At 64.4% G+C, this 24,700-nt stretch carries 19 protein-coding genes; 3 read left to right on the plus strand and 16 right to left on the minus strand.

The genetic code is table 11. The features are described 5' to 3' along the window. Nucleotides 1-278: 278 nt before the first annotated feature. The 10 genes from BG28_RS16740 to BG28_RS05560 form a co-directional block, all read right to left on the minus strand. On the minus strand, nucleotides 279-1,112 hold the full coding sequence (locus BG28_RS16740; RefSeq protein ID WP_152539225.1) for an oligosaccharide flippase family protein: 834 nt from the start codon (nucleotides 1,110-1,112) through the stop codon (nucleotides 279-281). Next, nucleotides 1,109-2,080 (minus strand): UDP-N-acetylmuramate dehydrogenase, encoded by a 972-nt coding sequence (murB, locus tag BG28_RS14875; protein WP_084479482.1) that lies wholly within the window; start codon nucleotides 2,078-2,080, stop codon nucleotides 1,109-1,111. The genes BG28_RS16740 and murB overlap by 4 nt, the downstream gene beginning before the upstream one ends. Beyond that, entirely contained in the window at nucleotides 2,077-3,420 is a 1,344-nt protein-coding gene (locus BG28_RS05530) for a UDP-N-acetylglucosamine 1-carboxyvinyltransferase (RefSeq protein ID WP_036474739.1), read from the minus strand. The genes murB and BG28_RS05530 overlap by 4 nt, the downstream gene beginning before the upstream one ends. After that, nucleotides 3,404-4,177 carry a WecB/TagA/CpsF family glycosyltransferase gene (locus BG28_RS14880; protein ID WP_084479483.1) on the minus strand — a complete coding sequence of 258 codons (774 nt, stop codon included), beginning with the start codon at nucleotides 4,175-4,177 and terminating at the stop codon, nucleotides 3,404-3,406. Before BG28_RS14880 ends, BG28_RS05530 begins: the two co-directional genes overlap by 17 nt. Nucleotides 4,178-4,180: 3 nt before the next feature. Beyond that, a complete protein-coding gene (locus tag BG28_RS05540) occupies nucleotides 4,181-5,707 on the minus strand; it encodes a sugar transferase (protein WP_235180985.1) in 1,527 nt (508 codons plus the stop codon). 160 nt (nucleotides 5,708-5,867) lie between these two features. Continuing rightward, entirely contained in the window at nucleotides 5,868-6,488 is a 621-nt protein-coding gene (locus BG28_RS14885; RefSeq protein ID WP_084479484.1) for a hypothetical protein, read from the minus strand. Further along, nucleotides 6,489-7,865 carry a polysaccharide biosynthesis tyrosine autokinase gene (locus tag BG28_RS05545; protein ID WP_036474742.1) on the minus strand — a complete coding sequence of 459 codons (1,377 nt, stop codon included), beginning with the start codon at nucleotides 7,863-7,865 and terminating at the stop codon, nucleotides 6,489-6,491. A 114-nt stretch (nucleotides 7,866-7,979) separates the two neighbouring features. Beyond that, nucleotides 7,980-10,124 carry an excinuclease ABC subunit UvrB gene (gene uvrB, locus BG28_RS05550; RefSeq protein ID WP_036474743.1) on the minus strand — a complete coding sequence of 715 codons (2,145 nt, stop codon included), beginning with the start codon at nucleotides 10,122-10,124 and terminating at the stop codon, nucleotides 7,980-7,982. Between the two features lie 9 nt (nucleotides 10,125-10,133). Beyond that, complete coding sequence (gene coaE / locus BG28_RS05555; protein ID WP_369797195.1) at nucleotides 10,134-10,748, minus strand: dephospho-CoA kinase; 615 nt, start codon at nucleotides 10,746-10,748, stop codon at nucleotides 10,134-10,136. Nucleotides 10,749-10,893: 145 nt separating this feature from the next. Further along, nucleotides 10,894-11,736 (minus strand): LysR family transcriptional regulator, encoded by an 843-nt coding sequence (locus BG28_RS05560; RefSeq protein ID WP_235180986.1) that lies wholly within the window; start codon nucleotides 11,734-11,736, stop codon nucleotides 10,894-10,896. Between the two features lie 72 nt (nucleotides 11,737-11,808). On the opposite strand from BG28_RS05560, the gene BG28_RS05565 reads away from it, so the two are divergent. Then, nucleotides 11,809-12,843, plus strand: coding sequence for an EamA family transporter (locus BG28_RS05565; RefSeq protein WP_084479485.1), 1,035 nt, complete (start codon nucleotides 11,809-11,811; stop codon nucleotides 12,841-12,843). Here the strand turns inward: BG28_RS05565 and BG28_RS05570 are convergent. Both BG28_RS05570 and BG28_RS05575 read right to left on the minus strand, forming a co-directional pair. Next, the gene (locus BG28_RS05570) at nucleotides 12,813-13,505 is read right to left on the minus strand and encodes an SGNH/GDSL hydrolase family protein (protein WP_084479486.1); all 693 of its coding nucleotides are present in this window, start codon (nucleotides 13,503-13,505) and stop codon (nucleotides 12,813-12,815) included. The two genes, BG28_RS05565 and BG28_RS05570, sit on opposite strands and share 31 nt — an antisense overlap. A 113-nt stretch (nucleotides 13,506-13,618) precedes the next feature. Then, nucleotides 13,619-15,406 carry a BCCT family transporter gene (locus tag BG28_RS05575; protein ID WP_051501055.1) on the minus strand — a complete coding sequence of 596 codons (1,788 nt, stop codon included), beginning with the start codon at nucleotides 15,404-15,406 and terminating at the stop codon, nucleotides 13,619-13,621. A 374-nt stretch (nucleotides 15,407-15,780) separates the two neighbouring features. Between BG28_RS05575 and BG28_RS05580 the strand changes: the two genes are divergently transcribed. Further along, nucleotides 15,781-17,016, plus strand: a complete 1,236-nt coding sequence (locus BG28_RS05580) for a class I SAM-dependent methyltransferase (RefSeq protein ID WP_051501046.1) — start codon at nucleotides 15,781-15,783, stop codon at nucleotides 17,014-17,016. Between the two features lie 166 nt (nucleotides 17,017-17,182). Here BG28_RS05580 and rpsA read toward each other — a convergent pair whose 3' ends face one another. Together rpsA and BG28_RS05590 are read right to left on the minus strand one after the other, a co-directional pair. Next, the gene (gene rpsA, locus BG28_RS05585; RefSeq protein ID WP_036474746.1) at nucleotides 17,183-18,697 is read right to left on the minus strand and encodes a 30S ribosomal protein S1; all 1,515 of its coding nucleotides are present in this window, start codon (nucleotides 18,695-18,697) and stop codon (nucleotides 17,183-17,185) included. 264 nt (nucleotides 18,698-18,961) lie between these two features. Beyond that, nucleotides 18,962-20,368, minus strand: coding sequence for a GNAT family N-acetyltransferase (locus BG28_RS05590; protein WP_051501047.1), 1,407 nt, complete (start codon nucleotides 20,366-20,368; stop codon nucleotides 18,962-18,964). A gap of 149 nt (nucleotides 20,369-20,517) precedes the next feature. Between BG28_RS05590 and BG28_RS15620 the strand changes: the two genes are divergently transcribed. Further along, nucleotides 20,518-21,606: a hypothetical protein gene (locus tag BG28_RS15620; protein ID WP_051501048.1), complete on the plus strand. Its 1,089-nt coding sequence runs from the start codon at nucleotides 20,518-20,520 to the stop codon at nucleotides 21,604-21,606. A 200-nt stretch (nucleotides 21,607-21,806) separates the two neighbouring features. On the opposite strand, the gene BG28_RS05600 is transcribed toward BG28_RS15620, so the two are convergent. Then, on the minus strand, nucleotides 21,807-22,733 hold the full coding sequence (locus tag BG28_RS05600; protein WP_051501049.1) for a Rossmann-like and DUF2520 domain-containing protein: 927 nt from the start codon (nucleotides 22,731-22,733) through the stop codon (nucleotides 21,807-21,809). Beyond that, a complete protein-coding gene (locus tag BG28_RS05605; protein ID WP_051501050.1) occupies nucleotides 22,723-24,699 on the minus strand; it encodes a PH domain-containing protein in 1,977 nt (658 codons plus the stop codon). The genes BG28_RS05600 and BG28_RS05605 overlap by 11 nt, the downstream gene beginning before the upstream one ends. Nucleotide 24,700: the final 1 nt, after the last annotated feature.

Here is a 24,700-nt window from a genome sequence, read left to right on the forward strand (position 1 = left end):
ACAACATAAAATGAAGTCTGGTTCCAGTATATATGTCACAACAACGAAGGCCAACGGTATGGGCAAACGCACCAATTGGAGTCTGAGAAGACTCCTCTCACGACCAATCATTATTAGCGTGTGGGTCATGGGGAGAGCGACCAGCCGCAGGCTGAATGGCAAGGCGAGAATCGCGATTACCTGCCCAGCGATGTCCCACCCTGGTCCTAGAACCGGTTCGGCAAGGAGAGGCCCCAGCGTTATTAGGCCCGTGGCGCAAACCGCCGCAATTCCTGCCGTTATGAATGTGAATTTGAGCTAGCGCCGAACAGCCCGAACTTTCTCTCCCGGACAAACGGAGCCAAGCTCGATTGAACAAACTGCGCCAACGATCTCCCGACTAGATTAATGGGCGTAGCCGCCACGCGGTCTGCAATTCCGAGATGTCCAGCAGCCGTTGCGCCAAACATTCCAGCCAAGTAAAGAACGGGAGCCTGATTGGACAAATTGATTGCCATGCTGCCCCCCACGGCGGCCCCCGTGTCTCGCGCTGACCGAAGAGTGATACTTGCTGCACCAACCCCATCGTTGTTAGCTCGGGACCTAGTTAGGATAATCGCCAAAGTCCGCCCGAGCAGTAGTGCGAACGCGAGCGACCAAATCTCCCCGATGGTCACTGCAGCCACCAGTTGGAGCAGAGCAGTGAAGAGCCCAGCGAGCAGATGTCGAATTGTCAACCTTAGAAGTTCACCGGACCGAATCAGGAGTGCAGTGTCTAGAGCCATCCAAGCGAATGCGCCTAGCAACAGGCTCGCCAGTAGCAAGTGTTCCGAATAGTTGGAATCAACAGCAAATAATGTGGCAGCCGCACCGACACCCACCATGCAAGTCAACGCCACTGCGAGTCCCGCGCGTCGATTGTAGGCTCTAACTGTTGCGCTATTTGGCGCGGCCGGAATGTGCGCTTCGATCTTGAGTGTTGCAAGCGGCTGAAGAATTAGTGCGATGGCCAAAGCAATCTGGTAAACACCCATTTCGGCGGGTGAAAAAATGCGCGTCAGAAGAGGAATTACTGCGATCAGGAACAATTGTCCAACAACTTGCCCCGCTACCAGGGTCGTGCCACGTTTCATGCTATTTGTTGCGGCACAAAGTCATCGGCGGGACCAGTCTCGCCGTCGGAGGGTAAGAACCGGACTTCACATCGCATACGATGGCCCGTGGTCTCAAGTACTTTGTACTGCCCCAATGCGATCAATTCCAACACATCGTCTGAGGTCGCATTGCCACGATTGATGATGAAGTTTGCGTGTTGAGGTGAGTACTGCGCATCCCCATGGTGGTAACCCTTCAGGCCAGCGGACTCCAACATCTTTCCCGGCGAGCCGACAGTCGCGTATACCGAGGGGTCTGACGCGAAGGTAGAACCACAGTTAGGAAGCAATTCAGGAAACCGGTCTCGGCGGGTTTCGATGATTGACTCATTTAAGTCCCCAACCTCACCGCGAGTACTGGCCGCTAGACCCAGAACCGCACCTATGATGATCAGCGATCCACCCTGAAAAATAGAACTGCGGTAAGCGAATTTACATTTATGTGGGTCTAGTTGTTTTCTATCTCCACTTTTTGTTAGACAGTCGATGCTCAATACGTTCTCACTTATCCCCCGACGCATCGAGCCACCATTCATGGCAATAAGGCCACCGAGGGTGCCAGGAATACCGACTATGTGCTCGATGCCCGACAGACCGAAACGCTCCGCAACTCTGGCGAGATCTGAAGCCCGCACTCCGGCACCCGCTGTCACAACCCTTCCTTGGACTGAGTAATCCGAGAAGTTGCTGCCAATTCTAACTAGCAGTCCCCGATACCCTTGTGAGTCGAACAGAATGTTGGACGTGTCGCCGATAACTGAATACCTAGTACCGTGCGCGCTAGCGAACTGGAGGACTCGTGCGAGCTGATCCGTTGATGTAGGTTCGTACATCAGATCGGCCAGGCCTCCGATCTGCCACCGAGACAGTAAACGGAGGTCTGCGCCGACTGTTGTCGTGCCTGGGTCGACTGCCTCGATGAAGCGAGACTCCTCTGCCAGCGTCATGGACGAATTGATCCCGCCGTCGCCAATGCTGGCGCGGGAGTATCGTGAACCGACAATCTAGCCCCGACAGTCCGCAGCTTTGACTCGAGTTGGTCGTAGCCTCGCAAAGCTAGTTGCACTCCATTCACACGAGAAGTCCCCGGTGCGCACAAGGCGGCCATGAGCACAGCCATTGATCCTCGAAGGTCGGTCGACTCTGCTTCAGCCGCCGCGAATCCCTGTGGTCCCCGGATCGTTATGGCTCCAGGTCGAGCTTCCAACGCTTGTGCAGGCAGAAACTTTGCCAGCTCTTCGACGAAACCGATTCTCTCCGGATAACGATAGTCGAAAACCCTAGATGTCCCAGCAGACAGTAGGCCAAGCATCACGAAGAATGGCTGCATATCCGAGATCACCCCCGGGTGCGTCCCACAAGCCACTTCGAAGGGTTGAATCGAGCCCGCCTTCAGGCTCTCTGGACCTACGTAGAGAGAGTCAGAACTTCCCATTAAATCCACGCCCGCGTGCTCCAGATGAATCAGCGGAACTTGCATAGCGTCGAAGGGGACACCCTTAACCATCAGATCGCCCCCGCTGATGAGTGCGTAGACGATCCAAGTCAGTGCTTCGATACGGTCCGCCATGACGCTCATGTGCGCACCCCCGAGGAGTCCAGACTTCCCCGTAATCACGATGTGGCTGTTGCCAGCGACCACGACGTCGGCACCCATCCGACGAAGAAGCTCTATCAGATCATCGATCTCGGGGGTGATGTAGGCGTTATATATTGTAGAGGTTCCCGAGGCCACGGCCGCGCACAGAAGGGCATTCTCTGTTCCTCCAACCGTGCTGATCGGAAAGTCCACGCTTCCGCCACGCATTCCCCCGTAAGGCGCCGTGATCTCTATGTAGCTCGGTGTCTCTGTGACGGTGCAACCTAGAGCCTCCCAGACCATGACGTGCAAATCGTATCCTCGCCCACCTCCCGCACCGCCACCAATTTTGCAGCCGGCAGGATACGGAATCCGCGCACGTCCGGTCCGTGCCAGTTGAGGCGCTGCCAGCAGGTACGTAGTCCTGATGGGCACGTCGTACCCATCCGTATTTAGTCCAGCGGCATCAAGATTGGGCGTGTCGATTGCAAGAGTCTTTGCTGGGCCATCGACCTTCACGTTCGCCCCCATGGACTGGACAAAGCGCACCTTGTGTTGAGCATCGACCAGTGAGGTCGGGAAGTTGTGGAGTTCTACGTGGTCTTCAGTGAGGAGCGCTGCTGCGAGTAGGCGCGTCGCGGAGTTCTTCGCTCCGCTGACCTGAACTCGACCGCTAGGGACGTTTCCTCCCTCAATTATTGCGTACATTTTTTCCCCTTTTCTTTAACTGATCTGGAGCTAGTCTCACCGTGGAGATCAAGCCGGTTGCGTATCGAACCGCCAACCGTTGCGGCGCCTGGAGTAGCCTGTAGGCCCACTCTGTTCCGGTGACCTGCATGATGCGTGGAGCACGCTGTTCACGCCCCGCAAGGAATCCGAACCAACCGCCACAAGTCATGATCAAGGTCTCAGGCAAGCTCACCCAGTGATGTTGCACCCAAGTGGCCTCACGAGGCATACCGAGGCCCACGATCACTATGTCGGGACGAACCGCATTCACTTTATTGATGAGAGCGAGGTCATCCGAGTGGTAGCCATGCTCAGCCAATACCACTTCGCAATCAGCCGACCGTTCGAGACTCGTGCCGGCCTCCTTGGCGAGACCTTCAGTGCCGCCAATCAGCGCCAGCCGACATGGCCGACCAAGTGTGATGCTGGCGCGGCGGACAACATCTATGCCGATGTCGGTCGTCGCGGCGCGCGTGATGCGCCGAGCGCCTGCCATACGTGCGAGACCGACAACCGCCGCGCCATCGGCGTAGACCACGTCAGCGGCGTCGAGCGCCTGTACGAACTCATGGTCCTTACGGTTATTGAGTCCTCCTACGTGAAGGGCGTATGCGACTGCTCGTTGGCCCCTCCCTACTAGTTCGCCGATCCGCCGTGTGACTTCTTCAGCGGGATGATCGTGAACCGTAAAAGGGCCCACCCCGACTAATCCTGTTTCCAGGGAATGCCTCTCCATTGTTCAGTAAGCTCCAGATCCTCGAATGACGACATTGGCAGTACGCCAAAGAATGAGAAGGTCAGCGGTGAGGGACCAGTTTTCCACGTAGTACAGGTCCAACCTGACCGCTTCGTCCCATGGAAGATCAGATCTTCCACTAACCTGCCAGAGTCCCGTAATACCTGGCTTGACCAAGAATCGACGGTGAACGTGATGCTCATACTGAGCCACTTCTCGTGCGAGTGACGGTCGCGGACCAACGAGTGACATGCTACCCAGTAGAACGTTAAAGACTTGCGGCAGTTCGTCGATACTGTAGCGGCGAATGAAGCGTCCGACGCTGGTAATTCGGGGGTCATCTTTCATTTTGAATAAGACGTTCCCAGGATCCATTCGGTCCGCAGCGTCGAGCCGAGCGAGCTGCTGTTCCGCATCCTGGCGCATTGATCGGAACTTCCACATGCGGAACTCTTCCCCGTCGAGTCCGACGCGTTGCTGCTTGAAGAACACCGGACCGGGAGATGTGCTCTTGACCGTGATCGCCACTACCGCCATCGGCAACGAAAGGAGGACGATGATTAAGAGAGAACCCGCAATATCGAACGAACGCTTCATTGCTGCCCGCAAACCCGTATAGCGCGGCGTCTCCACGTGCATGAGAGGCAGTCCTGCCACGGGGCGGCTGTGAATACGAGGTCCACTGACATCGGTAAGGCTTGGCGCCATCACCAACGAGTATTCACCTTTCTCCAGCTCCCAGCTCAACTCACGGACTCTCTGCGGGTCCAGATGGTCTGCTCCCGTGATGATCGCCGTGTCAGCGCCGATAGTGTCCATTGCCTCTCGGACTCCGTCGAAATCGCTGACCACCGGAACATTGCCTATGGCGAGCACCCCACTATCTTGGGGAGATTGCGCGAGGGCGGCCCCCACGACGTTGTATCCAGCCCAGGGCTGTTTCGCCAACTCATCTGCAATGTGGCGGATCGAAGAATGTGATCCGACCAACACGACCTGGCTTGAATAATCTCCGCGGGTTCGATGCTTCTTTAGCCACTTGCGCCACATCATTCGAGCAAACAAGAGAGCGATTATACCGACTGCAAAGGTGAGGAGGAGGTAGCCGCGAGCCACATCTAGCTTGAGCAGAAACATAATAGTGGCCCCTGCCGCGAAGAGACCGACTCCACTGTCTGTGATTTTGCGGTACTCGGTGTGCCCTACGCCCATCACGCGCGAATCAACACTTCCCACGGAAACAAGTACAACCATCCAGAGCAGGAGAAGTGCGCCTGAGACGAGGCCATAGCTCACTTCTCCACTGAACTGTTCGCCTGGACTGCCAGGGAACCCGAAGTTCGCTGTGTCATCAAAATCCAGCCAGAAAACTTGGATTGTGCCTATTACGAGGGCCAGGACGATGAAGTCAGTGATGAGGAGGCGTGTGGCGTATCGTCTTTGCCACACTCGACGTGGCAGGTGGCGCTCGGTCTCAGCCTGAATTCCAGTGTAGGTGGCATACATATTTGGAGCCTCTGCAGTGCTCATCAGTCCAAACTCCTTCCGCCGTCGATGGGCACCACTGCCTGGTCCCCTGCCCCGAGCCACAGCCCGTTTTCAGTAAGATTTCTAGCTGTAGCCAATCCTGAGATGTGTCGGGATTTTCCAGAGAGCCCTTCCATAAGAATGTGCGACTTCTTGGCTCGAGTCATACGCATACTCGCTTCGCCAGGTTCACCGCAGCTCGCTGGGTGCGATCTAGTGCATCAACGATTTGACGCGCTGATTCCACGTAGGTCTCATCGGACCGACGGTACGGATCGACGACATCGGCTGGTTTGGCGTCTGCACCCAAGAACCCCCTTCGCGCCGACACCCATTTGACTGCACTTCGTAGCTTGTCCGCTGGTGTCAACGCCGAAAAACCCGTCGGTATGGCTGGGCGATTTAGTTCCGCGTTCTCCAACAAGGCCGCGAACTCCGTAAGCGTGAAGGTGTTTCGAGAAGCACGAGGCAAAAGTCTGACTACACCGCTGCGGTGTTCGGCCGCCATCGCGAGGACAAGGTCTGCTGCCCGTACCTGATCTACCGTCAGCTGGCGTGCAACGTGATTGGCCGGAAGACCACCGTACTGGGTGGACAACGCCGCGGCCTGCTCTGGCATGCCTGATCCGCACATGGCTCCCGTACCGGCACTTTCCACAACGACCACGGATTCAAGACCCGGATAGCTTTCAATAATCTTTGCGCGGATGAACTGCTCTGCTTGAGCGGAGCGGCAGATGTTGCCGGTACAGACCACGAGAATGCGGAAACAATCGGACATCATCTACGCCCTCCCGTCTTCTTCGTAGGTATAGGCGTATCCATAACGCCCGTAACCGTATGCATCGGGGCCCTTGGTAGGAAGCATGGTGGGAATCACTCCAAAGAGCTTCGCGCCGACGTTCTCCAGGGAAGTAACCGCTCCCTTGAGTTGCTGGCGGTGGGTCTTACCCGCAACAACGACGATGATGGCACCGGTGGCGCGGGTGGCGAGCACCGCAGCGTCGGTGACGGGAAGCAGCGGAGGGGCATCAATCAACACGACGTCGAACTGATCCTCTACGAACCGGAGCAGCGCGTCCATGCTCGGCGAACCCAAGAGCTCACTGGGGTTCGGAGGAATGTCTCCCGCGGGAAGTACCGCGAGGTCATGCGGGCCCCAGTACTGGACGACATCATCCAGGTCGGCCTTGCCGATCAAGACATTGGTCAGGCCCACCGCGCCTTCGAGCCCGAAGTAGTCAGCAATCCTAGGGCGACGAAGATCAGCGTCGATCACCAAGATTCGCTGACCTGCTTCCTGCATGGTGATGGCAATGTTGGCCACCGTAGTGGACTTGCCTTCACCCTGAATTGATGAGGTTATAACGAAACTGCGACGAGATTCGCCGACCTCCAGGAACTGAAGGTTCGTACGCAACGTGCGGAAAGACTCCGCTCGGGGGCTTTTCGGATCTACCTGGACCACCAGCGGCCGCTTCTGCGCCTCGGAGTCGTAGGCGATGCCACCGAGAACAGGGGTCTCCGTAGTCGCCGAGATGTCGTGCTCACCGCGAATTCGAGTGTCCAGAACATCGCGAAGCACGGCGATTCCCACGCCGAGACTCAGTCCGATCAAGAGACCCAGAGCGAGGTTGAGTGGGACCCGAGGCGAGACCGGGGACTCGGGCGCGACTGCTTCCTGGAGAACCTCGACTGATATCGAGCTGGCCTCGCCGGACGAACCGGGTGTGATCTCACCAACCACACTAATCAGGTTCTCAGTTACGGTGTTCGCAATCTCGGCGGCCACTACCGGATCCTCAGCTACCGCAGTTATCTGTAGCAACACGGTGTCGGCCTGGGTGGACACCGCGATCGAATCAGACAGCTCTGCAGGAGTTTGGTCCAGGCCAAGCTCCTCTACCACTGGCTGGAGCACTCTCGGGGTCGTGGTGACCTCAACAAAGCTCTGAACGATCTGCTGCGTATACGTGGTGCCCTGGCCAAGCTCCGCCACTGTGGACGCCGAATCAGTCGAGACATACACCCTGGTCTCGGCCTCATACTGCGGACTTTGGAGGAGGGAAAAGGTTGCCGCGGCGCCGATTCCGGCGAGGGTCGCCAACACGATGATGAGCCATCCGCGATGGACGATCCTTAAATATTCACGCAATTCCACGTACTTATGCCCCTAAAGTCCCACGGATATGACCTAAGCCAGCATAGGGGATTCACCGGAAAAACTCAGTTCGACGTTGAACGAAAGGTTGAGCTGAGACGTAGCGCACGTGGCTCACATCTGGTCGTGGCCGGCGTTCTGCATCTGCCGCAGCTCCTTCTTCAGCTCCCCGATCTCATCGCGCAGCCGGGCCGCCACTTCGAAGTTGAGCTCCTCCGCCGCGTGGTGCATCTGGCCGGTGAGCTGGGCGATCAGGTCCGTGAGGTCCTTCGCGGGGGTCTGCTCCGCCAGAGACTTGCCGGACTTCTTACCGGTGGAATCCTCGCCGTCTTCGTTGTCAAAGCTGGTGTAACCGCGGTGGCCCTTGCCGTACTGGAAACCGGTGGCCAGGCCGCCCATTCCCTGCAGCAGCTCGGCCGTGTCGGCATCTTCGCGGGCCAGCTGATCGGTGATGTCCGCGATCTTCTTCTGCAGCGGGGTCGGGTCGATCCCGTTCTCGGTGTTGTACGCGATCTGACGTTCCCGGCGACGGTCGGTCTCGTCGATCGCGCGGCGCATCGAGTCGGTGATCCGGTCCGCGTACATGTGCACCTCGCCAGAGACGTTGCGAGCCGCACGGCCTATGGTCTGGATCAGCGAGGTGGTGGACCGCAGGAAACCTTCCTTGTCCGCATCCAGGATCGCCACCATGGAGACCTCGGGCAGGTCCAGGCCCTCGCGGAGCAGGTTGATCCCGACCACCACGTCATGGACGCCGCGGCGCAGATCCCGCAGGATCTCGATCCGCTTGAGCGTGTCCACATCCGAGTGCAGGTATTCCACCTTGATGCCGTTCTCCAGCATGTACTCGGTGAGGTCCTCGGCCATCCGCTTGGTCAGCGTGGTGACCAGCACGCGCTCGTTCTTCGCGGTCCGGGTTCGGATCTCCCCCAGCAGGTCATCGATCTGGCCCTTCGTCTTCTTGATCACGATCTGCGGGTCCACCAGACCGGTAGGCCGGATGATCTGCTCCACATAACCATCGGCCTGACCCAGCTCATAGGGACCAGGGGTGGCGGAGAGGTACACCGTCTGCCCGATCCGCTCCAGGAACTCGTCCCACTTCAGCGGCCGGTTGTCCATGGCGGAGGGCAACCGGAAGCCGTGGTCCACCAGGGTGCGCTTACGGGACATGTCCCCCTCGTACATGCCGCCGATCTGCGGGATGGTCGCATGGGACTCATCCACGATCAGCAGGTAGTCATCCGGGAAGTAGTCCAACAGGCAGTGCGAGGCCGAGCCCGGGCCGCGTCCGTCGATGTGCCGGGAGTAGTTCTCGATGCCGTTGCAGAAGCCCATCTGCTGCATCATCTCGAGGTCATAGGTGGTGCGCATGCGCAGCCGCTGGGCCTCCAGCAGCTTGTCCTGGGACTCCAGCTCCTCCAGCCGGACGCGCAGCTCATCCTCGATCCGGGTGATCGCGCTGGCCATCCGCTCGTCGCCGGCCACGTAGTGGCTGGCCGGGAAGATGTACATCTCTTCTTCCTCACGCACCACGGTGCCGGTGAGCGGGTGCAGCGTGGAGATGGATTCGATCTCATCGCCGAAGAACTCGATGCGCACCGCGAGCTCCTCATACATCGGGATGATCTCCACGGTGTCCCCGCGAACCCTGAAGGTGCCGCGGTGGAAGTCGGTGTCATTGCGGGCGTACTGCATGCCCACGAAGCGGCGCAGCAGCTCATCGCGCTCGATCTTCTCCCCCACCTCGACCGCGACCATCTGCTTGATGTATTCCTCAGGCGTGCCCAGGCCGTAGATGCAGGAGACGGTGGCAACCACCACCACGTCTCGGCGGGTCAGCAGCGCGTTGGTGGCCGAGTGGCGCAGCCGCTCGACCTCCTCGTTGACCGAGGAGTCCTTCTCGATGAAGGTGTCCGTCTGCGGCACGTAGGCCTCGGGCTGGTAGTAGTCGTAGTAGGAGACGAAGTACTCCACCGCGTTGTTCGGCAGCAGTTCGCGGAACTCATTGGCCAGCTGAGCGGCCAGGGTCTTGTTCTGCACCATGACCAGCGTGGGCCGCTGCACCTGCTCGATCAGCCAGGCCGCCGTCGCCGACTTGCCGGTGCCGGTGGCACCCATCAGCACGACGTCTTTCTCGCCACCCTCGATCCGGTCCACCAGCTCGGCGATCGCCTTCGGCTGATCCCCTGAGGGCTTGAAGGGGCTGATGACCTCAAAGGGAGCGACGGTGCGGCTGATCTTCTGAGCGAGACTCATGGATCAATGCTACTGCGCGGCTATGACACGCCCGTGGAGTTTCTCGTACAGCTCATCGACCTGGGCATCGAGCTCTGCCAGGGTCCCGGAGTTCTCCAGCACCACGTCAGCTACCGCAGCACGTTCGCCCTCAGAGGTCTGCGCGTCGATGCGCGCCTGGGCGTCCTCGGGGCTGGTGTCACGGTCCCGGACGATCCGATTCAGCCGCTCCTCCGGGGGCGCGGCGACCACCACGACGACGTCAAACCGCTCGGCCTGCCCGGTCTCCACCAGCAGCGGGATGTCCTCGACCACCACGGTTCCCTCCGGCGCCAGCGCGCGCAGCGCGTTGCGGGCCTCGGCCACCCGGGGATGGACGATCGCGTTGAGCCGGGCGCGGGCGTCCTCGTCGGCGAAGACGATCTGACCCAGCGCCTCGCGGTCCAAAGCACCGGAGTCGGTGAGCACGCCGGACCCGAAGGCCTGGACCACTGCGTCCAGCCCGTCGGTGCCGGGTTCCAGCACCTCCCGGGCCAAGAGGTCGGCCTCGATGACGATGGCGCCGTGTTCGGCCAGCCGGGTGGCGACCGCTGACTTGCCCGAGGCGATCCCGCCGGTCAGGCCCACTGAGAGGATTTTATGCATCCCAAGATTCTACGGCTGAATCTCCTCGATGCACCCGGGCCTCAGCCACGCCGCACCGCATAGTCCTCCATCAGCTCAGCCCCGATGCTGACCAGATGCTCGGTCACGGTCCGCACCGCCAGCCGCTCATGGCGGTCGGGTCTGCTCAGCGCCACGATGCTGCGGGCGGCGCTGACCCCCACCAGTGGCCGCAGCACCACGCCGGGTGCCGGGCGGGTGCTGAACCTTGGCAGCAGGCCGATCCCGCGCCGGCGCCGACCAGGGATTCCAGCAGGTGGTTGTCGCGCAGTCGCAGCCTCCGGTGCACCGGAGCGCCGGTGAGCTGCTCGATGACCACCGGGATCGCGTCGAACGGATACCCCTGTGGCACTCCGACCCACTCCAGATCCGCCACATCACCGGGGCTCAGCTCGGCCTTTGCGGCCAGCGGGTGATCCGCGGGGAGCACCACGTCGATGGGTTCCCGGGCCAGCAACGTGCTGATCAGCCCGTGGGCACCGCGGGGCACGCCTCCGCTGATGCTGTGACTGATCACGATGTCAGCGTCCAGGGCGCGGGCCGCGAAGTCGGCCTCGGCGATGTCGAAGTCATCCAGGGTCAGTGTGATCGCAGACCCGCGGAGCCGGTGCAGCAGCTGCGGCAGCAGCACCTGACCGGCGCTGGGCAGGGTGCCGATGCTCACGCTTCCGCGCGGCTCCCCGGTGGCGGCGTCGAGCCGGGCCTGGACCCGGGCGAGGCTCGCGATGACCTCATCGGCGCCCTCGGCGAGCAGCTGACCGGCCGGAGTCAGCCGGATCCCGCGGGAGTCCGGTTCCACCAGCTTCACCGCGAGCTCGCGCTCGGCGGTGCGCAGCTGCTGGGAGAGCGCCGAGGGGGTGCGGTGGGTGGCCTTGGCCACCGCGGCCAGGGTGCCGCGGGCCGCGATCTCGCGCAGCAGCTGAAGATGCCGGGGCTCCAGGGAGTGGGAACTGAGCGAAGACGCATCCATGTAGGCAACCTACACGCTCAGTGCAGAAACGTTCAGTAGACCTGATGTGGTTCTGCGGCGGAGGATGGACCCATGCCCCTGCGCCACACGCTGCTCGCCCTGCTCGTCGCCGTCTTCTGGGGGCTAAACTTCCTGGCCATCCGGTTCTCACTGGACCAGTTCCCGCCGCTGTTCCTGGCCGGGCTGCGCTTCGCGCTCCTGGCGCTGCCGGCGCTGCTGTTCGTGCCCTGGCCCGGGGTGAAGATCCGCTATCTGCTCGGCTACGGGCTGGGCTTCGGCACACTGCAGTTCTTCGGTCTCTACCTGGGTATGGCCGCCGGATTCCCCACCGGGCTCGCCTCGCTTGTGCTGCAGGCCTCCGCGCCGTTCACCGTGCTGCTCGGCGCCCTGGTGCTCAACGAACACATCACCGCACGGCGGGCGACCGGCGTCGGGGTCGCCGTGCTCGGCCTGGGGCTGGTGGGGGTCTCCCGCGGCGTGCTGGATGGCTGGATGCCGTTCCTGCTGGTGCTCTTCGGCGCCTTCGGCTGGGCGCTGGGCAACCTGGCCTCCCGGAAAGCCCAGACCGACCGGCCGATGGCGCTGGTGCTGTGGATGGCCGTGGTCCCGCCGATCCCGCTGCTCACGGTGGCGTTCCTGGTGGAGGGCCCCGAGCAGATCGGGGCGGCACTGGCCGGCTCGATCAGCCTCGCCGCGATCCCGGCCTGGCTGGGTCTGGGCTACACGATCCTGTTCGGCACGGTGGTGGGTGCCGGGATCTGGGTCTGGCTGATGCGCCGGCACCCAGCTGGCACCGTGGCCCCGTTCTCGATGCTGGTCCCGGTGGTCGGGATCCTGGCCGCCTGGGCCGTGCTGGGCGAGGTGCCGACCTGGCTGGAGCTCGGCGGCGGGGTACTGGTGGTCGGCGGGGTCATCTACGCCTCGGTGCGCGGCACTCCCCCGGCGCAGCCGGCCCTGGGGCCCGATGCTGCGCCTGAGCCTGGCGCTGCGCCTGAGCCTGGTGCTGCACCTGACCCTGCGTCCTCAGAGGATGCTGCGCCGCTGCAAGATCCTGCGCCCACGGAGGATCAGCCGTTTCAGGATGCGGCGTCGTCCTCGGCCAGGTAATCCGCCACAGTCTCGCCGAACTGTTCCTGGGCCTCGGGGGTGAGATGGACGCCGTCGTTGGTGGTTCCCTCCGCGAAGCCGCCCTCGGGGCTGCGCAGGAATTCGAGGCCGTCGAAGTACTCCCAGCCCCGGTTCTCGGCGAGGTCCTGCAACGACTGGTTGAACTCGGTGCTGCTGGGTGTGGTCTCCTCATCCCGCGGCGGGATGGCGAGCAGCACGACCCGTTCCGCGGGGGCCTCGGCGACGATCGCCTCGAGGCTGGGGGCGGCCTGATCGAACGGGACGCCCTGGGCGAGGTCGTTGGTTCCAGTCATCACGAGCAGAACCTGCGCACCCTCGACCGCCTCGAGACCGGCCGCCTGGTCCACTGAGGTCGACCCTGCCACCGCCCATCCCCCGGCGAACCGGTGGCCAGCGGCGAGCACCGTGGCGACCCAGGAGTCCTCCCCGATCTGCCCGGCCGCGAAGTCCGGCGAGTCCATCTCGGTGTTGGAATCCCCGACCACCGCGAGGGCTTGCGGCTCGGGCGCGTCGGGGCCCGGCTCCGCCGTCGTCATCACGAGCGCGCCGGCGATCACGGCGGCGAGGATGCCGACGGCGGCGATCAGTGCCATGCGCTTCCAGATGTGTGACCGCTCGCTGGGGCGTCGCTTCGGGCTCATGGGCGTCAGGGTAGCGCACCCCACTGGACTCCCCCCGCGCACGACAAGGTCCCGCTCTCTGCTGAGAGCGGGACCTTGTCTGTCGATCAGCGAGCTGGCTGAGTCAGCGCAGCTCAGTTCTTCGGGTAGGAGCCGTTCACCTGAGTGTGGTCCACGACCGGGACATCCCCGGTGCGCACCCGGTACTCCTCCACGATCGGGGGCTGTTCTGCGTGGTCCACATCCGGCGCGTTCTCCGGCTGGGTGCCCTCGTGGTAATCAGGGGCCACCACCGCTTCGGTGAGCGAGCGGTCGGGCTCCTCCATGCGGCGTTCATACTCCTCCGGAGGCAGCGTCTTGAGCCAGCGGCGGGTGCGCAGGAAGCCGACCTCGCCGGCATCCTCGCGCATCGCCCGGGAGAGGTTGAACATCATGAAGTAGCCCAGCACGAAGAACGGCAGTCCGAGCACCAGGGCCACGTTCTGCAGCGCCTCGAGTCCGCCCTCGCCGGTGGCTGTGAGCAGGATCGCGGCAATAGTGCCGATGGCCACGGTCCAGAAGGCCCGCTGGTGCAACGGTGAGCGTCCCTCGTAGCCGTTGCACATGTCATCAAGGACCAGTGAGCAGGAGTCCATCGAGGTGATGAAGAAGATGCCCACCAACATGATCGCGATCGAGGAGGTCAGCGTGGCCAGCGGGAACTCGGCGAGGAAGGCGAACAGCGCGCCCTCCACACCGTCGTCGAGCACCGTGTCCACCAGGCCACCGTCGCCGTTGAGCTCGATGTCGAAGGTGCCGGCCCCCCAGATGCCGAACCAGAAGATGGTGAACAGGGTCGGCAGCCCCAGCACGCCGGCGACGAACTGACGCACCGAGCGGCCGCGAGAGATGCGGGCGATGAAGATGCCCACGAACGGCGCCCACGCCACAGTCCAGGCCCAGTAGAAGATGGTCCAGCCGTCCTGCCAGCCGGTGTCAGCCAGGGTGTCGTTCCAGAACGCCAACTCCGGAAGCATCGAGGCGTAGACGCCGGTCCACTCGATCATGCCGCGCAGCATGTAGACGGTGGGTCCGGTGATCAGCACGAAGAGCAGCAGCCCGATGGCGGTCCAGATGTTGAAGTTCGAGAGCCGCTTGATGCCCTTGTTCACCCCGAGCACCGCGGAGATCGTCGCGATGATGGTGACCACCGCGATGATCATGATGAAGTTCCAGGCCGCATCGCTGACCCCGAGCAGCCGGGCGAGTCCGGCGTGGATCTGCAGCGTGCCCAGGCCGATGGAGACCGCCACACCGAAGATGGTGCCCACGATCGCCAGGATGTCGATGAACTTCCCGATCGGGCCGTGGATCTTGTCCCCGAGCATCGGCTGGAAGATCGAGGACACCCGGGGCGGCAGGTTCCTCTTGTAGATGAAGTAGGCGAAGGCCAGGCCGGGCAGCGCGAAGATCGTCCAGGTGTGCAGCCCGAAGTGATAGAGCGTGAAGCCCATCGCCTCATTGGCCGCTTCCATGGAGCGCGGCTCCACCGCCATCTGTCCCTCGCGGGGTGGGTTCGCGAAGTGGTTGGCAGGCTCGGCCACGGCCCAGAACATCAGGATCGTGCCGATGCCGGCGGCGAAGAGCATGCCGAACCAGGCCATATTGGAGTGTTCGGGCTCCTCGCCGTCGGCGCCGAGCTTGATCCGGCCGAAACGGCCGAAGGCGACGAGGACGAGGAAGATCAGGAAGACCGTGACACCGGAGATGTAGAACCATCCGAGGTTGTCGTAGATCCAGCCTGAGCCGGTGCCGAAGAAGTCGCCCATCCCGGTGGGCATCAGCAGGGTCAGCACGACGAACGTGACGACGATCGCGGCTGAGCCGAAGAAGAGGATCGGGCTGGTGCGGAGCCTGAAGAAGTCGTGGAGCCGGAGCAGCATCATTGCCTTTCATGGGGGTAGTCGCTGCCCACGCCCGGCAGACTCGCAGCAGGTGAGCGCCCTTTCGGGGCCAGAGGCTACGGCCTGATGCCTGACAGGCGGGATGATCGTCACTACGGTATGAAATTTGGGCCGCCGATGCACTTTCGTGATCCGGATTCTCAGTCGAAACGGCCTGATGTTAGTCCAGCACAATCGCGTGACTCCCGGCATGAGCCGCATGCGGCCCCGGCGTCTCATTCAAATAACGATTCTTGGGGGAGGCTGGTACGGAGCTGGTCGGGAGCCGGAACGGGCGCGCTCGTCCGGGCCGCGGGGGATCCGGCTGGGAGCCGCCGGGAGGCCGCCGGGTGCCGATCCTCTAAGCTGACTCCATGCCATTTCCTGCGGGTCAGACCCCCGATGTTCAGCCCTCCGCACTCACCGAGAACTTCGATTTCACCCCGCTGAGTCCCCCACCCGAGGCGGTGGACCTGCTGCTGCTCGACACCGCAGCCGCCTGGTGGGCCGCCGGGCACCCGCGAGAGGACGTGCTGATCCTCGATGACGGCACCGGCGCGCTGACGCTGCCGATCCTGCACTCGCTGATCACCGAGGCCGGCAAGCCCGGGGCCCCCTGCGCCACGGTCGAAGACGCTGTGACGGCCGTGCGGGTGCTCGCCGATGAGCTCGGCGCCGAACGCGCGCTGGGAGGCAACGCCCGTCGCGCCGAACTGCCGGCGCCGGTGCCGGCGGAGCTGCCCAGCCTGGGCGAGCCGGCACCGGCCGCGTTCACCGGGGTTCACACGGTGCTGATGCACCTGCCTCGGTCCCTGGAGACGCTCACCGACTGGGCCTGGCTGATCCGTGAGCACGCGGCGCCCGACGTCGTCGTGCTGGCCGTGGGCCGGGACAAGCATATGAACCACTCGATGAACCAGGTGTTGGAAAAGCACTTCACCGATGTCTCCGCCGGCCGGGGCCGCTCGAAGTCTCGGGTGCTCACCGCCCGCGGGCCGCGCGACGGCGTGCCCAGCTCGGCGCCGCGGAAGAACACCCACACTGTGGCCATCCCCGGGAAGGGCTCCACGGAGCTGACCCTGTGCAGCCTGGGCGCCACCTATGGCGGCACCAAGCTCGATCCCGGCACCCGGCTGATGCTCGAAGCCGTGGAGGCCCACCCGGGGTTCCCCGGCGCGGAGTACCTGATCGACTTCGGCTCCGGCAACGGCACGGTGAGTGCGTTCCTGGCGCTGCGGCATCCGCAGCTGAAGGTGATCGCCACCGATCATTCGGCCTCGGCGGTGCAGTCCACGCAGCTCACGGCCGAGGCCAATGGGGTCGCGGACCGGATCGAGACCGTCCGTGATGATGCGCTGTCTCGGTTCGAGGACGGCTCCGCCGAGCTGATCCTGCTCAACCCGCCGTTCCACCAGGGCAATGCGGTGGACCCGGGTGCGGCGCACCGGCTGATCCGGGCCGCGGCGCGGGTGCTGGCCCCGGGTGGTCGGATCTACAGCGTCTGGAACTCGCACCTGAAGCACCGCACGGTGCTCTCCAAGGAGGTCGGGATCACCGAGCAGCTGGCCCGCGATGCCCGGTTCACCGTAACGGTGTCCACCAAGCGCTGAGGCGCTGGCGGCGCCGCTGGGAGGCGCTGCGGCGCTAGGACTGTAGGCGGCGTCGTCGTCGCTGGTGCTGGCTGGCAGCGGACAAAGAGAAGGCCGGTCCCACCCTGAGGGTGGAACCGGCCTTCTCTTTGTCACTCAGGCGGGATCAGTGATCCGCCCGTGTGGTTCAGCTGTTTCCGGTGAGCTTCTCGCGCAGCGCAGCCAGCGCCTCGTCGGAGGCCAGCGTGCCGGCATCCTCGGAGGAGGTGTTCTGCGAGGAGGAGTAGTTCGACGGAGCGGGCTCCGACTTGCTGGAGCTGGAGGAGCTGGAAGAGCTGGAGCTGGAAGAGCCGACAGTGGCCTGTGCGGCAGCTTCGGCGTCGGCCTCGATGGCTGCGACGACCTGCTTCTTGTGCGCTTCCCAACGCTCCTGGGCCTTGGCGTACTGGGCCTCCCAGACGGAACGCTGCTCGTCGTAGCCTTCCATCCACTCGTTGGTCTCCGGATCGAAGCCCTCGGGGTACTTGTAGTTGCCGGCGTCGTCGTACTCGGCATCCATGCCGTAGACGGCCGGATCGAACTCGGCACCTTCGGGATCGACACCCTCGTTGGCCTGCTTCAGCGAGAGGCTGATGCGGCGGCGCTCGAGATCGATGTCGATGACCTTGACGAAGAGCTCGTCGCCCACGGAGACGACCTGCTCGGCCAGATCCACGTGGCGCACGGCCAGCTCGGAGATGTGCACCAGGCCCTCGATGCCGTCTTCGACGCGGACGAACGCACCGAAGGGAACCAGCTTGGTGACCTTGCCGGGCACGACCTGGCCCAGCGCGTGAGTGCGGGCGAAGGTCTGCCACGGATCTTCCTGGGTGGCCTTCAGGGACAGGGAGACGCGTTCGCGATCCATGTCCACCTCGAGGACCTCCACGGTGACTTCCTGGCCGACCTCGACAACCTCGTTCGGGTGATCGATGTGCTTCCAGGAGAGCTCCGAGACGTGGACCAGACCGTCGACGCCGCCGAGATCCACGAACGCACCGAAGTTCACGATCGAGGAGACGGTGCCGGTGCGGACCTGGCCGCGCTCGAGCTTGTTCAGGAAGGAGGAGCGGACCTCGGACTGGGTCTGCTCGAGCCATGCACGGCGGGACAGGACCACGTTGTTGCGGTTCTTGTCCAGCTCGATGATCTTGGCCTCGATCTCCTGGCCGATGTACGGCGCGAGATCGCGGACACGGCGCATCTCGACCAGCGATGCGGGCAGGAAGCCACGCAGGCCGATGTCGAGGATGAGGCCGCCCTTGACGACCTCGATGACGGTGCCGGAGACGACGCCGTCCTCTTCCTTGATGCGCTCGATGTCGCCCCAGGCGCGCTCGTACTGTGCGCGCTTCTTGGAGAGGATCAGGCGGCCTTCTTTGTCCTCTTTGGTGAGGACCAGAGCCTCCACCAGATCGCCGACGGCGACGACCTCGTCCGGGTTCACATCATGCTTGATGGACAGCTCGCGGGACGGGATGACGCCTTCGGTCTTGTACCCGATGTCGAGGAGGACCTCGTCGCGGTCGACCTTGACGATGGTGCCCTCAACGAGGTCGCCGTCGTTGAAGTACTTCATAGTCGCATCTACAGCGGCGAGGAACTCTTCTGCGGTGCCGATGTCATTGACGGCAACCTGTGGGGCAGTGGTGGTGGGGGTCATGTAGTAGGGGCTCCGATATGGATTGTGGCTGGCGTGGTCAGTGCGCGGCTTTGCCGTGCACGATGGCACTCCGGCGCACAGAGTGATCAACAGATGAACAGGGTGAGCTCGTCAGGTCCCGATTCCGGCGGCGAGGCCGAAGAGCGGACTTTCGAGCTTGATCTGCATCAGATGTCGGGCTCGACTCTGTGCGCAGAACGCGCCGTGTCAGTTTATACCGGCAATCCAATGCGAATCAACCGCTGGCCGGAGCCGGTGACCTGCTTAGAAATGTGTCGCGCAGAAGGGCGGAGTGGGCAGGTCGATGATCCGGGAGATCTGCTCCACGTCTTCGGCGGCGGTGTCCTGGAGCCGTCCGGCGGCGTGCAGGGTGCGCACCGAGACGTCACCCAGGTAGAGCGAGCCGAGGGTCTCGACGCTGAGCTGGAGCGTCGGGAGATCTTCGGTCGATTCCTCGTCGGCGGGGGCTGCCGGGGTGACCGTGGCGGCGCCGTCGTGGACCCGGACCGTGAAGCTGCCGCCGGTGATGCCCATGGCGTCCTCAAGCTCGAGCCGGAAGGCGCCGTCGGCGGACCAGGCGCGGGCCTCCAGGGCCTTGACCACGTCGAGGATCCGGACCCAGAGCAGGTCGCGGAGCCCGGTGACCTTGTAGCTGCGCGGGTTGGCCAGCGCGGACTGCAGCGGGTCGGTCAGCGCGGCGGTGCGCATGGTGGCGCGGCGGACGATGTCGAGTCCGGCGATGTAGTCCCAGAGCGCGAGGTGGCTCTGGTCATCGGCGGCGATCAGGTCGTGGATCCGGATGGTGCTGGGATCGGTGTCCCAGCCTTCGTGCTGGAAGGTCACGTAGCCGCCGATGCTGCCGTCCTCGCGAACGTGCACGGCCGCGCGGAGCTTGCGGTTCCAGGCGCTGAGGTCCTCGGGATTCCAGCGCGCGGTGCTGATCATCTGATAGGTCTGCTGCCGGCCGATCGAGCCGCGGGTGCGGTTGTGGAAGGACTCGAAGCTGGTGTTGATGACCTCATCGAGCTTCGCCGGGTCCGCGGAGATGACCCGACCGGCGGGGGTGTTGCGCAGGGCGAATCCCTGGCCGTGGCCCTCGCCGAGGTCCACCTGAATGTTGGCCTCGCGGGTGGCGCAGCCGAAGCCGAACCGGCCGTAGATGCCGCCCTCGGAGACGGTGAGTGCGGCCACGGCCATGCCGTCCTCGACCGCGCGGGAGAGCGCCGAGGTCATCAGGTGCTTGAGGATGCCGCGGCGGCGGAAGCTCGGGTTGACCGTGACCACGGTGATCAGCCGCGCCGGCAGCGGGCCGTCCGGTCCCCCGGCGTTGAGCGTCTTGTCATAGTCCACGAAGGTGCCCACCGGGTGGGCTGGGTCGAAGCCGACCTGCTCCAGCGCGTTGCCCCAGGATTCGTCAGCGGCGCTCTGCTGGTCCACATAGACCGCGGTCAGCGTCTGCTCGTCCTTGACCAGGATCTGACCGATGCGGTTGACCTGCTCGTCGCTGAACCATGGCTCGTAGAAGCCCTGCTCGGCGGTGCGGGCGAACGCGGCGGTCTGCGCGGTGACGGTCTTGCCGTCTGCGTCCATGGCCGCGGGGAAGGTCTCGCTGCGCAGTCCGGGGGCGAGCGGAGCGATCTCGGGCTGCTGGGGTGCGTGTAGGTCTGCCACGGTGGTCCACGATATCGGTCCGGCGGTGCCGGGGCCAGACGAGGGCGGCAGTTATCCCCCGTCGATCCTTTTCTGCTTTTCCCCGGACCGTTTTCCCCACCTCTGGTTGGCGCGCCCCCGGCTATCCCCCGCTGCACCACTGTGGAGTGATGGAACAGCCGACGGCGCCGATCACGCTCGTCCAGGCCGCCCTGGAGGCCGGTGGCTTGCACACCGGGACGGTTCTCTCTCGCGAGGTCAGCCGGGGCACGCGGCTCCGCGTCCGACCCGGGGTCTACGCCGAGAGTCAGGCCTGGTCAGAAGCGCTGCCCTCGGAGCGATATCTCGCGTCTCTGGCGGCCGCGGCTATGACCGGCAGCTCGGGGGCCTTCTGCCGTGAATCGGCGCTGGCCCTGCATGGTCTTCCGCTGCTCCGGGTTCCCGCGGCTGTGCATCGGCGCACGCTGCACCGAAGCCAGGTGGGGGTGCACCGCTCTCCTGGGCGGTTGAGTTATCCCACCCGATTCCATGAGCCGCCGCTCCCCCGCGGTGTGACGCGGGCGCAGATGCGCCTTGCGCTGGGTGCAGAGAATTCTGTGGCTGAACCCGGCGACCCTTCCTGGACTCCCACTGCCCTGAGAGGCATCGCCAGTCAGCTCGTCACCCCGGAGTGCCTGCGCGGGTTTGCTGCGGATCCCGTCGGACTGACTGTGCCGGTGGAGCCACTGCCCCTGGCGTTGCTGGACACCGTTCCCCGCATGCCCTTCGAACAGGCGGTGGTGGTGCTCGACGCGGCGCTGGCCCGGATCTCTGAGCGTGGGCTCACTCTGGATGAGCTGCTGCAACCGTGGCAGCCCTTTCTCCGGGTGGCCCGGCTTCGGACGGCATGGGCCCGCGTCGTCGACTTTGCGGATCCGCGGTCGGAGTCTGTGGGTGAGTCGCTTTCCCGGGTGCGGATCAGCGAACTTGGCTTCGCGGTCCCGGAGCTGCAGAGCGTGGTGCGGGTGGAGGGCCGCGAGTACCGGCTGGATTTCGAGTGGGAGGGCGGCGTCGTCGGCGAATTCGACGGAAAACAGAAGTATCTGCGTTCCCAGGAGCTCTTCGGCAGGTCTGCGGAGGAGGCGGTATACCGGGAGAAGCTGCGCGAGGACGCTATCCGCAGCACCGGGCGCCGAGTGGTGCGTTGGAGCTGGGATGACTTGCACCATCCGAACATCCTGCGCGACCGGTTGACCCGGTTCGGGGTTCCCCGGGCGTAGGGACCGACGGGTGGGGCCGGTTTCCTGGTTTCGGGCTTGGCCCGGGCCTACCTGTTCCGATTCAGGCCTCCCCGGGGGCGGATTCGGAGCCCATCGGCCCTCCCCGGCAATCTGTCGCATGCCCCTGCCATGTCCCATCGCTATTTCCATCCATAGCGATGGGACATGGCATGGGGATGCGACAGTTTCAGGTGGGCGGCTCAGGCGTCGAGGACTTTGAGCAGCTCGGCGGCCTTCACGTCGGTGATCAGGCTGCGGTCGAGCGCCCGCTGGGTGGTGGCACGAGCCATGGCCATATAGGCCGTGCGGATGTCGGCGGGCAGCTCCGAGCCCGCCAGCAGCTGCACGTGGTGCCGGAGCGTGCCGACGTCGCCACGGGCCACGGGTCCGGTCAGCGCACCCTCCCCCGAGGCCAGCGCGTTGTCCAGCGAGGCCTGCATCAGCGGGCGCAGCACGGTCTCGGCGCGCTCCACCCCGATCCGGTGCAGCATCTCGGCGGACTGGCCGGTGATGGTGTTCAGGTGGTTCGAGGCGTGCGCCAGCGCTGCGTGATAGGTCAGCCGGTCGGCCTCCTGGATCACCACCGGCTCCCCGCCCATCTCCACCACCAGTGCCTGCGCGATCGGCAGCACCGGGCCCGGGGCGGTGACCCCGAAGGCGCAGGTATGCAGCTTCTGCAGGTCCATGCTGAGCCCGGTGAAGGTCATCGCCGGGTGGATCGCCAGCCCGATGGCGCCGTTGCGCTGCGCGGGGGCGAGCACCTCGGTGCCGTAGCGGCCGGAGGTGTGCACGATCAGCTGACCTGCTTGGATGTGACCGGCCTCGGCAAGCCCGGCGACCAGCTCGGAAAGGGCGTCATCGGGCACCGCGAGCAGCACCAGCTCGGCCCGGCGCATGATCTCCGGGATCTCCAGCACCGGCACCCCGCCCAGCAGCGATTCCGCACGGTTGCGGGAGTCCTCGGATACCGCATGGGCGCCGATCACCGAGTGCCCAGCCCCGCGCAGCGCCGCGCCCAGCACCGAGCCGACCTTCCCGGCCGAGATCACACCGATGCCGAGGCGACCTTCCCGCTGGGAGGGCGGGAGCTCCGCGGCGTAGGGGTCCACGGGCTGCTCAGCGGTCACGGGGGTCCTGTTCCTGGTGGGTCTGCGGGGATGCGGGGTTCTGCGGGCCGGTGTGATGCAACGGCTCTGCGGCGTGGTCCGGGACGGTGGGGCCGGTCGGGATGGTGGCTACCGGAGATTCCGCTTCGGCGGCTGCCTCCGGTGCGGCCAGCGCCTCGGCGGCCTTGCGCTCGAACTCGCGCAGCTCCTCGGGGCGCATCCACTGGTTGCGGTCGCTGTAGCGCCGGGCCTGGGCGGCATGGTCTGATTCGTATTCGAAGAGGTCCTTGACCGCGTCGAGGTCCTGGTTCTTCAGCTTCGCCGCGAACGGGCCGGCCGGCGAGTGGATGAAGATGTCGGCGATCGACCGACGGCGCTGCAGCGGGCCCTGGGTCAGGCTCAGCGACTGGATCCGCTCATGCGGGATCATCGTCAGCTGCCGGGAGGCGCGACCGTCGCGGAACATCAGCGCGGTGGGAGTGGTGCGGAACCCGCGACGACGGCGCACGATCGGGTCGAAGAACCGGGCACGACGTGGCACCTCGGTGTAGCCCAGTTCGGTCCCCGTACCCGTGAGCCCGGCGGTGAACACCTCCTCGGGGTTCTCCACCTGCAGATCGGGGAACATCTCCGCGGCGGTGACCATCACGTCGTCGAGCCGACCCACGGGCAGCAGCACCGAACGCTTCTCTCCGATGCCGTAGCCGGCCACGGTGACCACGATCCTGAACCACTTGAACGGACGCCAGAGCACCGGCTGCTGGATCTGCAGCGCCTGCACCCGGCCCGGCGGAATGGTCTGGTTGGTGGTCTCCAGCAGCCCATAGCGCACGCGAAGCCCCGAGCTGGTGGCGGTGGAGGTGAAGCCGAAGCCGGAGCTGAACTGCTGGTAATAGATGGTGACGGCCGCGATGCCCATCGGGATGACCGCCGGGAGTCCGACGCCGGTGAGCACAGCCCAGATCGAGACCGAATCCGCATCGGAGCCGACGGCCAGACCGATCCCGACCGCCACCATCCCCGTGACCAGGATGACCAGCACGAAGACCGTCCCCCAGCCGCTGAGCACCGAGCCGATCAGCCTCCCGGTGGGGACCTTGGCGATCAGCCGGTCCTGGCGCGCGGTGCCATGGGACTCCGAGGTCGGACCGGCGGCGTAGGGGTACTGCGCGCTGGAGTCGGGGTATTGCGCGCTGAAGGGGTCATAGGACTGGGCCGGGTCCGCATGGCCGGGGTATGCGTGATCGGGGTCTGCGTAGTCAGGGCCTGCAGGACCCGGACCCGCGCCGCCGTGCGCCTGCCCGGCACCCTCGGCCGCGGTGAGTGGCTCGCCCCTGCCGGACGCGCGGTCCATGATCTCGGAGCGCAGCTCTTCGGCCTGGGTCTTCTTCAAGAACGCCAGGGTGGCGGCGGTGCCGTCGCCCTCTGCCACCTCGAACTTGAGCTCGGCGAGGCCCGTGAGTCGGGCGAGCAGCGGCTGGCGCAGGTCCACGGCCTGGACCCGATCGATCCGGGCCTGGCGGTGCTGGCGCACGAAGATTCCGGACTTCACCATCACGTGCTCAGAGGTGATCTTGTAGCGGGTGAACCACCAGGAGAGCACGAAGCTGGAGAAGATCAATGCGATCACCAGCAGCACGCCGCCGGCGCCGAGCAGGAACGGCGTGGGGTTGGACTCCACATTCCGCTGGATCTCGCCGCTGCGGAACGCCTCCCAGGCGTCCATCCAGCTCTGCCAGTTGTAGCTGAGGAAGATGCCGGGGATCGCGATGACGGCGAGCCCGCCGCGCACGATCGGGCTCAGCGGGTGGACCTTGGTCCAGCTCGCGTCGAACCACCGCTCAGAGGTGCCCTTGGACTCCTCAGCGGCGTGCTCCCCAGCCGCGCGTCCCTCTGCGGCCTGGTTCGCGGCCGCGCGGTTCGAGGCCGCCTGGTTCGCGGCGGCGCGGTTCGAGGCCGCCTGGTTCCCGGCGGTGCGATCGTCCATG

The sequence above is a fragment of the Nesterenkonia sp. AN1 genome (assembly GCF_000582475.1).
Taxonomy (GTDB): Bacteria; Actinomycetota; Actinomycetes; order Actinomycetales; family Micrococcaceae; genus Nesterenkonia; species Nesterenkonia aurantiaca.

Coding starts and splice junctions, on each gene's coding strand:
- BG28_RS16740 (WP_152539225.1), bottom strand. CDS start 1,112: ATGAAACGTGGCACGACCCTGGTAGCGGGGCAAGTTGTTGGACAATTG.
- murB (WP_084479482.1), bottom strand. CDS start 2,080: ATGACGCTGGCAGAGGAGTCTCGCTTCATCGAGGCAGTCGACCCAGGC.
- BG28_RS05530 (WP_036474739.1), bottom strand. CDS start 3,420: ATGTACGCAATAATTGAGGGAGGAAACGTCCCTAGCGGTCGAGTTCAG.
- BG28_RS14880 (WP_084479483.1), bottom strand. CDS start 4,177: ATGGAGAGGCATTCCCTGGAAACAGGATTAGTCGGGGTGGGCCCTTTT.
- BG28_RS05540 (WP_235180985.1), bottom strand. CDS start 5,707: ATGAGCACTGCAGAGGCTCCAAATATGTATGCCACCTACACTGGAATT.
- BG28_RS14885 (WP_084479484.1), bottom strand. CDS start 6,488: ATGATGTCCGATTGTTTCCGCATTCTCGTGGTCTGTACCGGCAACATC.
- uvrB (WP_036474743.1), bottom strand. CDS start 10,124: ATGAGTCTCGCTCAGAAGATCAGCCGCACCGTCGCTCCCTTTGAGGTC.
- coaE (WP_369797195.1), bottom strand. CDS start 10,748: ATGCATAAAATCCTCTCAGTGGGCCTGACCGGCGGGATCGCCTCGGGC.
- BG28_RS05560 (WP_235180986.1), bottom strand. CDS start 11,736: ATGGATGCGTCTTCGCTCAGTTCCCACTCCCTGGAGCCCCGGCATCTT.
- BG28_RS05565 (WP_084479485.1), top strand. CDS start 11,809: ATGCCCCTGCGCCACACGCTGCTCGCCCTGCTCGTCGCCGTCTTCTGG.
- BG28_RS05570 (WP_084479486.1), bottom strand. CDS start 13,505: ATGAGCCCGAAGCGACGCCCCAGCGAGCGGTCACACATCTGGAAGCGC.
- BG28_RS05575 (WP_051501055.1), bottom strand. CDS start 15,406: ATGCTGCTCCGGCTCCACGACTTCTTCAGGCTCCGCACCAGCCCGATC.
- BG28_RS05580 (WP_051501046.1), top strand. CDS start 15,781: ATGCCATTTCCTGCGGGTCAGACCCCCGATGTTCAGCCCTCCGCACTC.
- rpsA (WP_036474746.1), bottom strand. CDS start 18,697: ATGACCCCCACCACCACTGCCCCACAGGTTGCCGTCAATGACATCGGC.
- BG28_RS15620 (WP_051501048.1), top strand. CDS start 20,518: ATGGAACAGCCGACGGCGCCGATCACGCTCGTCCAGGCCGCCCTGGAG.
- BG28_RS05605 (WP_051501050.1), bottom strand. CDS start 24,699: ATGGACGATCGCACCGCCGGGAACCAGGCGGCCTCGAACCGCGCCGCC.